The sequence below is a fragment of the Bilophila wadsworthia ATCC 49260 genome, assembly GCF_000701705.1.
GTDB lineage: Bacteria > Desulfobacterota > Desulfovibrionia > Desulfovibrionales > Desulfovibrionaceae > Bilophila > Bilophila wadsworthia.
Genome location: NZ_JNJP01000102.1, coordinates 1 through 10,105 on the forward strand (window position 1 = coordinate 1; position 10,105 = coordinate 10,105).

A 10,105-nucleotide genomic window follows, 5' to 3' on the forward strand; every position below is an offset into this window, starting at 1 on the left:
GGGGTTTGGGGAGGGGGAAGGGGGCCTTTTCCAAAAGGCCCCCTTCCCCCTCCCCAATCTTTCAGCAATTCGCGGCGCGGAGGGTTTCCTCGACCGTGTCGAGGGTGGGGGCGTCGTCCTTTTCAAGGCCGGAGAGGGCCCGGACGGCGAGCATGAGCATCTCGAGATCGAGAGTCATCTCGGTGCGCCCGTCATTGATGGTGCAAGCCTCGCCGTGCAGGGAAACGCGGTAGGCCCGGCGGCTGCGCTGCTGCCCCTTGCCGGTCACGATGGAATAAACATGCTCGCCGGATTCCGTGGTATAAAGCTTCTGACGTGTTAATTCGCCGGTTTCGTCGTCAAACCACGAACCTCCGGCGAAGGGACGCCCGGAAAACTGCATCTCTGCTCCGTTGTCCAGATGCAGGACAACATTTGCTCTGGAAGTGAGCGCGTCATCGGTCATCGTTTTTTACCTGCCCGGTAGTTGTTGATTTATAAGCGAGAATGGTAGCACTGCCGATCCTGCGGTGTCAACGAAAGGACAGGGTTCGCTTATGAGAGAATGCAAAAAAGCGATCTATGCGGACGTGAGAGGATTCCCTCTCTCACGCCGCGGAGCGTCAATTGGTGTCGAATCCCGTTCCTGTAAGCGTGATGAGGGTGATTTCCGAGGGCACGAACAGGCGCAGCGGTATGCCGCCCCATAGGCCCGATCCGCTGCTGACGTAGAGGGGCATCCCGTCCACGGTGTAGGGTCCGCTGACATAGCCGCCGTTGAACGCCGCGATGAGGGGAGTGACGGGCAGGATAAGGCCGCCGTGCGTGTGCCCGGAAAGCTGGAGCGAGGCCCCGGCCTTGGCGCTTTCCGGTGCGAGCGAGGGGCGGTGCGAGAGCATGAGTTTGGTGATGTCTTTGGAGAGGCCGGAGAGCGCCTTTTCGGGGTCAGGGCCTTCCAGCCCCCAATTGAGGGCGGCCGTGTCCGTCACCCCGGCGATGGCGAGCGGTGTGCCGTTGACCCGGATCTGCGTGTTTTCGTTCATGAGCACATGCATACCGAGACGCTGGAAAACGGGCAGCCATTGCTGGATCCCGGAGTAATACTCGTGATTGCCGGGCGCGAAGATGACGCCGTACTTGGCTTTGAGATCTGCCAGCGGGGCCACGTCTTCTTCAAGGCGTGACGGGGAGCCGTCCACCACGTCGCCGGTGATGACGATGAGATCGGGATTGAGCGAATCCGTGCGGGCCACCACGTCCGTCAGCCATGCCTTGCCGAACGTGGGGCCGATGTGCAGATCGGAAAGCTGCGCGATCCGGAATCCGTTCAGCGCATCCGGCAGGCCGGGGACTTGCATACGGACTTCACGCACGGGAGGGACCCGCAGGGCTTCCCGCATACCGTAGCCTGACAGGGCCAGCGCGAGCAGCACCAGCGTGAAGGCCCAGAATCCCGATGCGGGCTTCTTTTCCTTATGCCCGTAGAAAATTTTACGCTGCCGCCCTGTGGAACGGCGGAAAGGCCAGGTGAGGAGCAGAAGCGCGTCCCGCGCCACGAGCAGCAGGAACAGGATGGTCACGGCGGAATGGAGGTAGCCGGAGGCGAGCTGCACGGGCTCGGGCATGAATGCGCCCATCGTACCGTAGACGAGTTTGGTCAGGAGGAGTTTTTCGGCACAGGCGAGCGCGAAGAGGCTGAGGATAAGTTTGAGGGGCCAATTCATGCCGGAAGGCAGGATGAGCCGGACGATGACGTACAGGCCCATAAAGGCGGAAAACAGAGTGATCATGCTCATGTTGTCAGGCATCCTTTGGGGATGAGGAGGGCTTTTTCCCCAGATTCCAGAGGCGTTCGGCGTGGGCGCCGAGAACCCAGAGGCTGAGGCCGACGATGATGAAGAACAGCCCCTTGTTGAGGCTGTCCCAGAACCATTCAAAGAAGCGTGTGTAGAGGTTCAGGCCCAAAAAGACAAGCCCGTACCCCCGCAGCATGGCGTCGTCGTCCTTCACGCCGAGCCATATGGCGGCACAGGCCGCCGCTCCGAAAAGGAGAGACCAGTGGAACAGTTCCATATGGCGGGCTTGGTACCATGAGGTCATGTCGCCGTAATCGCCGAAGATGGAAAGTATCCACAGGCTGATGAACAGATAGAGCAGGCCCACCGAGAGCGTGCTGCGCTCGAAGGCCGCCAACCGGCTCCAGAGGTCATTGCGTTTGAAGAGGACCGAGAGCCCGCACAGGAGCAGGCCGAGCAGCACGAAGCGCATGGGGTAGTTCATCCCCAGATAATAGGCTCCCCAGCCGGAGCGGTACCCCGTTTCGGCCCCGAGCCAACTCCCGAACGCGAACAGGGCGAAAACCCAGATCAGCCGGGAATCGAGCAATAGTCCGAGCGCGCCGTATATGACGGCGGCAAGCAGGAACAGGCTGGAGATGTTCAGGAAGCCGATGTCTTCCCCGCCGTACGCGTAAAGCCATGCGGCGAGCGAGGCGAGCGAGCCCGCAATAGCCAGCACGCCGAGGAAAAACAGGCCCTCATTGGTCAGCCGTTTCTGGGGGGCTCTCCTGCGCCGCCGTACGCCCCAGAAGAACAGGCCCGCCGCCGCAAGGATCAGGAACAGGCTGCGCCCCAGTTCCGTCATGACGAAAAGGCGGCTGATGAGTTCAAGGAACAGTTCGTCGCCGAGCAGGGCGGCCACGCCGATGAGTATGCACGTAAGGGCGCTCCACAAGGCATAGCGGCCGAGCCTGTACCAGTCGAAGGGCAGAGGCGTCAGGTCGTCGAGAAGCCGTTTGCCGGTTTCTTCGTCCAGAAGCCCGGATGCCCGCCATTCTTCAAGGGCGGCGCGGACCACGGCGGCCTGTTTCTTGGGAAGCTTCATCGCCTTCTCCTTGAGGATGCCCGCCGCGTCAGGCCTTGCGGCGGATAGTCAGTGTTGCGCCGATGGAGGCCACAATGATGCAGGCCAGAGCGACCCATTGAGCCACGTTGAGCTGTTCTCCGAGGAAAATAATGCCCGACAGGGCCGCGAGGACGGGTTCCATGCTCATCAGGATGCCGAAAGTCTGCGCGGGGAGCTGCTTGAGGGCGACGATTTCCAGCCCATAGGGCAACGCCGAGGAAAAGACGCCGAGCAGCAGAGCCAGCGGGAGTACGGACATGGAGAACATGGACGTCCCCGCCGAGGCTACGCCGAAGGGCAGGATGGCGCAGGCCCCGACGATCATGCCGAGCGAGACGGATGCGCCGCCTCCGGCGTTCCCTGCCCGCTTGCCGAAAAAGATGTACATGGCCCAGCAGAATCCGGCTCCGAGCGCGAAGGCCACGCCCACGGGATCGAGATTGCCGGAAAATTCGTGAATGGGCAACAGCAGGAGCAGGCCGCCGACAGCCAGCGCAATCCACAGGAAGTCGATGAGGCGGCGCGAACCGAGCATGGCTATCGCCAGCGGCCCGGTGAACTCCAGCGCCACGCCCACGCCCAGCGGGATGCGGCTGATGGCCTGATAGAAGCACATGTTCATGACGCCCGTGGACAGGCCGTAGAGGATGATGGGCAGCCATTGCTTGCGGGTGAGCTTCGCCCGCCACGGGCGCATTACCGGAAGCAGGACCAGCGCCGCGAACATAAGGCGCAGGGCCGTCGTCGCCTCGGGGCCGATGATCGGAAAAACGGACTTGGCGAGCGACGCGCTGCACTGGATCGACAGCATCGATATCACCAGCAGCGCTACGGAGAAGAAGGGCGACGTTGTGGACACTTTCATGGCGCAAGGGGGTAAGAGATTTGCGGTCTTATCGAATCCCTGCCGTCGGCGTTCCCGTTCCGGTTTCCCGTTTGGAAGCAGAATTCGAAAAGGCAGAGAGAACAAGGCATGGCGTCGCCGGAACGGATTTTTCCTTACAGAGGACGCACGCCGGACGGGCCCGTTGTGCCGCACAAAGCCGGACTGGGGCCCGTTACGAAAGTCTTGGGAGGGAGAGGGGGGAGGTTTGGAGGGGGGAGCGGGAGCCTTTCTCCAGAAAGGCTCCCGCTCCCCCCTCCAATCTTTCAATCAACACCAATTAAAATCAACTACATGACATCGCGGAAGCGCTGCTGGAGGGCGGTGAGCTTCACGCGGGCGTCGGTGAGTTCGGCGACGCGGGCGCGCTCGCGCTCGACGATTTCGGCGGGGGCGCGGCTGACGAAGCCCTCGTTGGCGAGCTTCTGGTTGAGGCCGCCCAGCTCCTTGTCGATCTTGCCCAGTTCCTTTTCAAGGCGGGCCAGTTCGGCGGCGAAGTCCACAGCGCCGGACAGGTGCACGATGACTTCGCAGCCCTGTGCGACATGGCTCGCGGAAGCCTTGGGCGCTTCGCCGTCGGCGTCGATGATGAGCTCGCCGAGGCGGGCCAGCGTCAGGATGACTTCACGGTTCGCCTCAAGGACGTCCTTCTGGTGGGCGTCCGACGGACGGAGCAGCACGGTCAGCCTGTAGGACGGAGCGATGTTCAGCTCGGCGCGGATCGTGCGGATCATGCCAATGACTTCCTGCACGAACTCCATGCGGGCGGCGGCTTCGGGCTTGAGGCAGCCGGGACGCGCTTCGGGCAGGAGCTGCACCGCCGCGTCGGAACCGGCCCCACCGGGCAGGGCCTGCCAGATTTCGGCGGTCACGAAGGGCATGATCGGATGCATGAGGATGAGGAACTCGCGCAGGGCGGTCCACAGCACATACTGGGCTTCCGTCTTGCGGGGGCCTTCTTCCTTCATGTCCGGCTTGATGAGCTCCAGATACCAGTCGCAGAACTCGTTCCAGAGGAACTTGTAGAGCGTCTGGGCGGCGTCGTTGAAGCGGTAGGCTTCGATGGCGCCGTCCACATCCTTCTTGACCTCTTCGAGGCGGTGGAGCAGCCACTGGTGATGGAGCCCCTGCACTTTGTCGAGTTCCACGGCGGCGGGCACGTCCTCGGGCAGGTTCATGAGCGCGAACCGGGAAGCGTTCCACAGCTTGTTGACGAAGTGGCGGTAGCCTTCGATGCGGTCTTCCGAGAGGCGGATGTCGCGGCCCATGGCGGCGAAGGCCGTCAGGGTGAAGCGCAGGGCGTCGGTGCCGTATTTTTCGATCATCACCAACGGGTCGATGACGTTGCCGGTGGACTTGGACATTTTGCGGCCCTGCGCGTCGCGCACGAGGGCGTGCAGGTAGACGTGCTTGAAGGGCACCTGATCCATGAAGTGCAGGCCCATCATCATCATGCGGGCCACCCAGAAGAACAGGATGTCGAACCCGGTGACGAGCACGGACGTGGGGTAGAACGTGGCAAGATCCTTGGTCTTGTCCGGCCAGCCCATGGTGCTGAAGGGCCACAGGGCGGACGAGAACCACGTGTCGAGCACGTCGGATTCCTGCACCAGTTCCGTGGAGCCGCAATCGGGGCAGGACGTGGGATCTTCCTCGGAAACGATGAGCTTGCCGCACTGGGGGCAGGTCCATGCCGGGATGCGGTGGCCCCACCAGATCTGACGGCTGATGCACCAGTCGCGGATGTTGTCGAGCCAGTTGTAATAGGTCTTCATCCAGTTTTCGGGGAAGATCTGGGTCATTTCCGGCACGGCGGCGCGGGCGCGGGGCGCGAGCTTCGTGGAAGCAACGAACCACTGTTCGGACATATGCGGCTCGACCACGGTCTTGCAGCGGTAGCAGTGGCCCACGCTGTGATCGAGATCCTCGATCTTCACGAGCTGGCCGGAAGCCTGCAGATCCTCGACGATGCGCTTGCGGCATTCTTCCTTGGACAGGCCGGCATACGGCCCGGCCTCGGCGGTCATGTTGCCGTCCTCGTCGATGCACTGGATGAATTCGAGGCCGTGGCGTTCGCCGAGCGTCCAGTCGTTGGGGTCGTGGCAGGGGGTGACCTTCAGGGCGCCGGTGCCGAATTCCTTGTCCACGTAGCGGTCCGCGAACAGCGGCACGACGCGGCCGATGACGGGCACGACGATCTTTTTGCCCACGAGCCCGGCATAACGCTCATCCTCGGGATGCACGCACACGCCGGTGTCCGCCATGATGGTTTCGGGGCGGGTCGTGGCGATGATCACCGAGCCGGAGCCGTCCTCGAAGTCGTAGCGGACGTGGTACAGGTGGCCCTTTTCGGGCATGTGATCCACTTCGTCGTCGGCAAGGGCGGTGTGGCAGCGGCTGCACCAGTTGATGATGTACTTGCCCTTGTAGATGTACCCTTCCTTGTACAGTTCCACGAACACCTTGCGGACGGCCTTGGACAGGCCCTCGTCCATGGTGAAGCGTTCGCGGGTCCAGTCCACGGAATCGCCGAGCATACGGATCTGGTTGAGGATACGGTTTCCGTAGTCCTCTTTCCACTGCCACACGCGTTCGACGAAGGCTTCGCGGCCGAGGTCGTGGCGGGTCTTGCCTTCCTTGGCGAGGGCGCGTTCCACCACGTTCTGGGTGGCGATGCCCGCGTGGTCGGTGCCGGGGAGCCAGAGCACCTTCTTGCCCTTCTGGCGGGCGTGGCGGCAGAGCACGTCGATGAGCGTGTGGTTCAGGGCGTGGCCGATGTGCAGCGCGCCCGTGACGTTTGGCGGAGGGATGACAATGGAGAAAGGTTCGCCCGGGGCGTCGGGGTCGGGAGTGAAGGTCTTGTTCTTTTCCCAATACTCACGCCAGTGGTCTTCCACGGCGTGGGGCTCGTAGCCCTTGGGTAGTGCGTTTTCGGACATTGCCTGCTCCGATGAAAGGGTTCAAAGGCTCGTGTCAGAGAGGAAGGGCGGGTGTTGTCAACAGCGCCCGGTTGTTCTATGCAGAAGGGACCATGACTGACATAGCCATATTTTGGGATGCTTCGCAGCTTTGGGGCCTGCTCGTGTGGCGGGCCGCCGAAGCGTTCGGGCTTCCGTACCGTCTGGTCAAAGCGAAAGAGATAGCTCAGGGCGCGCTTTCTGACAAGACGTCTCTCCTTCTTGTACCCGGCGGAACGGCCCGGCACAAGTCTGCCGCATTGGGTGAAAAAGGGCGGGAAGCCGTGCGCGCATGGGTGCGCGGCGGCGGCCGCTACGTGGGGTTCTGCGGCGGGGCCGGGCTTGGGCTTTCCGATGCCGCCGATCCTGTGCGTACCGCCGAAATCGGTAAGGGCCTGTGCCTGTGCCCGTGGCACCGTGCGGAAATCGGCGAACGCGTGCAGCACTTCGTTTCCGGGCACGTCCGCGTCCGTTTTCAGGGCGGGCATCCGCTTGTCCCGGAATTTTTTTCCGAACCCGTCGCCCCCGGCTCCGAACCGGCTATCCCGATCTGGTGGCCGGGGCGCTTTGCGGCGTCATCCGGGGGCCCTGACGACGGGGTGGACGTGCTGGCCAGGTATGCTGGCTCCGATCCCCGTACCTGCCCGCCGGATCTGTGCGTGGCCGACCTGCCTCTCTCTTCGCTGTCCCCCGCCGTGCTCGAACAATGGATCGAGCTGTACGGCGTCTCGCTGGCGCCGGGGTTCCTCAACGGACAGCCCTGCGCCCTGCACGGGCGATACGGCAAGGGGAGCTATACGCTCAGCTACAGCCATTTGGAGACGCCGGGATCACCGGACGCGAACCGCTGGTTCGCACACATCCTGCGCACGCTGGCGGGATTCGAGCCGAGGGCGGATACCGTCCCGGCGTGGCGTCCCGGCGAGATGCCCGTGTTCTGGAACGATCCCGATCTGCTCGAAGCCCGGCGGGGCATGGGCGAGCTGATCCGGCTCGGCCTCGCCCACGATCTCCTGTTCGAGCGCGCCCCGTGGCTGACGGGCTGGCGTTCCGGCGTTCCGGGCTCGGGGCTCAATGCGCTGTTCATGGGCCTGTGCGTGCTCACGGGCGTGTCCCCGTCTCCGGAAGCCGAGACGTTTTGGGCCGCGCAGCGCATCCGGTTCGGGGAGACGTTCGCGGTGTTCAGGCAAGGCGTCGAAGGGCTCCTGCTCGGGCTGCGCCTCGCCACGATCATGCCGGAAGAAGTGCCGCGCAAGATTCTCGCCGAGCAGCGGCTGGCGCTGTTCGGCTCCGCCATGCAGGGCGGAGGCCTTTACAAGGAATTGATGGACATGGTCGACGAGCTGCTGTTCCTGAGTTTGGGAAAGGCCGGAGGGTGCGATGGTTCCGCCTGACGGAGGATCGCGCATCCTGTTTTTCAGCGGCGGCACGGCGTTGGCTCCGGTGGCGGCGGAACTCTCCCGGCATACCCGCAACGCCGTCCACGTCATCACCACATTCGATTCCGGGGGCAGTTCCGCCGAACTGCGCCGGGCGTTCGACATGCCCGCCGTGGGGGACATCCGTGCCCGGATCATGGCGCTGGCCGATCGCTCCCTTGAAGGCAATCCCGAGACCGTGGAGTTGCTCGGCTACCGCCTGCCCAAGGATGCCGGGCCGGAAGCCCTCCACCGTGAGCTGGCGTCTCTCGCGTCCGGCGCGCATCCGCTGGTGGCCGCGATTCCCGAGCCCATGAACGAGGTTGTCACGCAGCACCTTTCGGCTTTTCGGTCACTCATGCCCGTTGATATGGATCTTGCCGGGGCGAGCATCGGCAACCTGATCCTGACTTCCGGCTATCTTTCCCTCGATCGTCAGCTTGAGCCCGTGGTGCGGGTGTTTTCCGGCATGGTGCAGGCGCGGGGCGTTGTCATGCCCGTGGCGGATTCCTGCGCCCACCTGTGCGTGCGGCTTGAGAACGGCGAGGTCATCGTGGGGCAGCACCGCTTCACCGGCAAGACCGCGACCTCCATCACCTCCCCCATACTTGATATGTGGCTTTCAGCCTCTTTGGATGATCCTTCTCCCGTTTCCGTGCCCATCCAGCCGCGTCTTGCCCACGTCATCCGGACTGCGGATCTTATCTGCTATCCTGTGGGCAGTTTCTTTTCTTCCGTGATGGCGAACCTGCTTCCCCTCGGCGTAAGCTGTGCCGTCCGCGAGGCCGCCTGCCCGAAGGTGTTCATTCCCAATCTCGGCACGGACCCGGAGCTTTTCGGGCTCACGGTGCAGGATCAGGTGGCGTATCTGCTGCGTTTCGGAGCCGACGGCTGCCCGGCGGGGCAGGCGCTCAACTGGCTTCTTGTGGACGAGGACGAGTCCCGCTATCCCGGCGGCATCCCCTACCAGTGGCTTGCCCGGCTCGGCATCCGTGTCCGTAAGGCGCATCTTGTTTCCGAACCTCCCTATCTCGATGCGGGCTTGCTGTGCCGCGAGCTTTTGGGTGACTGGAAGTAGGGAAAGGAAATTGGGGAAGGGAGGGAGAACCTTTCTGAAGAACCCCCATAAAGGGGGCAAGCGGCTTCTCCCTCCCTTCCCCAAACCCCCTCCCTCCCTCTCCCAAGACTTTTGTTATGGGGTGGGGGATGATTGCGGGCTTCCCTGCGAGAAAGGTGAGCGGAATTTGTTTTTCTTTGAAATGATTGGATAACAGGGCAAGGTTTGAAAATGCCCTGTTGCGCTTTGGGGCGACTTTTGGGAAGAAGGACTGTTTGCGGGCGATGAATGGGGGGATTCCCCTCTATGCATATGGGGAACATCCCCTTCATTTTACTCAAGGGACTGATGATGAAGACTGAATTGACCTGTCCGAAATGCGGCGCGATCGTTGAAAAATATCTGAATCCCAAGCCGACCGTGGACATCGTGATCCATGATCGTGAGCGCGGGCTGGTGCTGGTGGACCGCAAGAATCCTCCCTACGGCAACGCCTTGCCGGGCGGCTTCATCGATCTGGGCGAGTCCGCCGAGCAGGCCGCCGTCCGCGAAGCCTTTGAGGAGACCAATCTGCGTGTGAGGCTGACCGGGTTGCTCGGCGTGTATTCCGCACCCGACCGCGATCCCCGCCAGCATACCATCTCCACCGTGTTTATCGCCGAACCCTTGAATCCCGAACAGCTTCGCGCCGGGGACGACGCCGCGAAGGTTGCCTTCTATTCGATGGAAGCCCTGCCCGCCCTCGTTTTCGATCACGCCAAAATCCTTGCCGATTTCAAGGGCGTCCTGTACGGCGGCCGCTCCGCCGCCGGGCTCACGACGCCTTGGTAGAAGGGAAGCCATTGGGGAGGGGAGAGGGAACCCTTCTTCAGAAGGGTTCCCTCTCCCCTCCCCAAACCCCACCCCT

At 62.9% G+C, this 10,105-nt stretch carries 8 protein-coding genes; 3 read left to right on the forward strand and 5 right to left on the reverse strand.

Annotation, left to right across the window (positions count from 1 at the left end; translation table 11 throughout):
• Positions 1-61: 61 nt before the first annotated feature.
• The 5 genes from T370_RS0119345 to T370_RS0119365 all read right to left on the reverse strand — a co-directional run bounded on the left by T370_RS0119345 (position 62) and on the right by T370_RS0119365 (position 6,705).
• Positions 62-445, reverse strand: a complete 384-nt coding sequence (locus T370_RS0119345) for a hypothetical protein (protein ID WP_029436715.1) — start codon at positions 443-445, stop codon at positions 62-64.
• A gap of 157 nt (positions 446-602) precedes the next feature.
• Positions 603-1,775, reverse strand: coding sequence for a metallophosphoesterase (locus T370_RS0119350; RefSeq protein ID WP_005028387.1), 1,173 nt, complete (start codon positions 1,773-1,775; stop codon positions 603-605).
• A gap of 4 nt (positions 1,776-1,779) precedes the next feature.
• Positions 1,780-2,862: a membrane protein gene (locus T370_RS0119355; protein WP_029436717.1), complete on the reverse strand. Its 1,083-nt coding sequence runs from the start codon at positions 2,860-2,862 to the stop codon at positions 1,780-1,782.
• A 28-nt stretch (positions 2,863-2,890) separates the two neighbouring features.
• Entirely contained in the window at positions 2,891-3,694 is an 804-nt protein-coding gene (locus T370_RS0119360) for an EamA family transporter (protein WP_248604292.1), read from the reverse strand.
• 362 nt (positions 3,695-4,056) lie between these two features.
• Positions 4,057-6,705: a valine--tRNA ligase gene (locus tag T370_RS0119365; protein ID WP_005028390.1), complete on the reverse strand. Its 2,649-nt coding sequence runs from the start codon at positions 6,703-6,705 to the stop codon at positions 4,057-4,059.
• A gap of 92 nt (positions 6,706-6,797) precedes the next feature.
• On the opposite strand from T370_RS0119365, the gene T370_RS0119370 reads away from it, so the two are divergent.
• The 3 genes from T370_RS0119370 to T370_RS0119380 all read left to right on the forward strand — a co-directional run bounded on the left by T370_RS0119370 (position 6,798) and on the right by T370_RS0119380 (position 10,029).
• Entirely contained in the window at positions 6,798-8,117 is a 1,320-nt protein-coding gene (locus T370_RS0119370) for a BPL-N domain-containing protein (protein ID WP_029436719.1), read from the forward strand.
• A complete protein-coding gene (locus tag T370_RS0119375; RefSeq protein ID WP_029436720.1) occupies positions 8,104-9,219 on the forward strand; it encodes a GAK system CofD-like protein in 1,116 nt (371 codons plus the stop codon). Before T370_RS0119370 ends, T370_RS0119375 begins: the two co-directional genes overlap by 14 nt.
• A 285-nt stretch (positions 9,220-9,504) precedes the next feature.
• Positions 9,505-10,029: an NUDIX domain-containing protein gene (locus tag T370_RS0119380; protein ID WP_009733273.1), complete on the forward strand. Its 525-nt coding sequence runs from the start codon at positions 9,505-9,507 to the stop codon at positions 10,027-10,029.
• Positions 10,030-10,105: the final 76 nt, after the last annotated feature.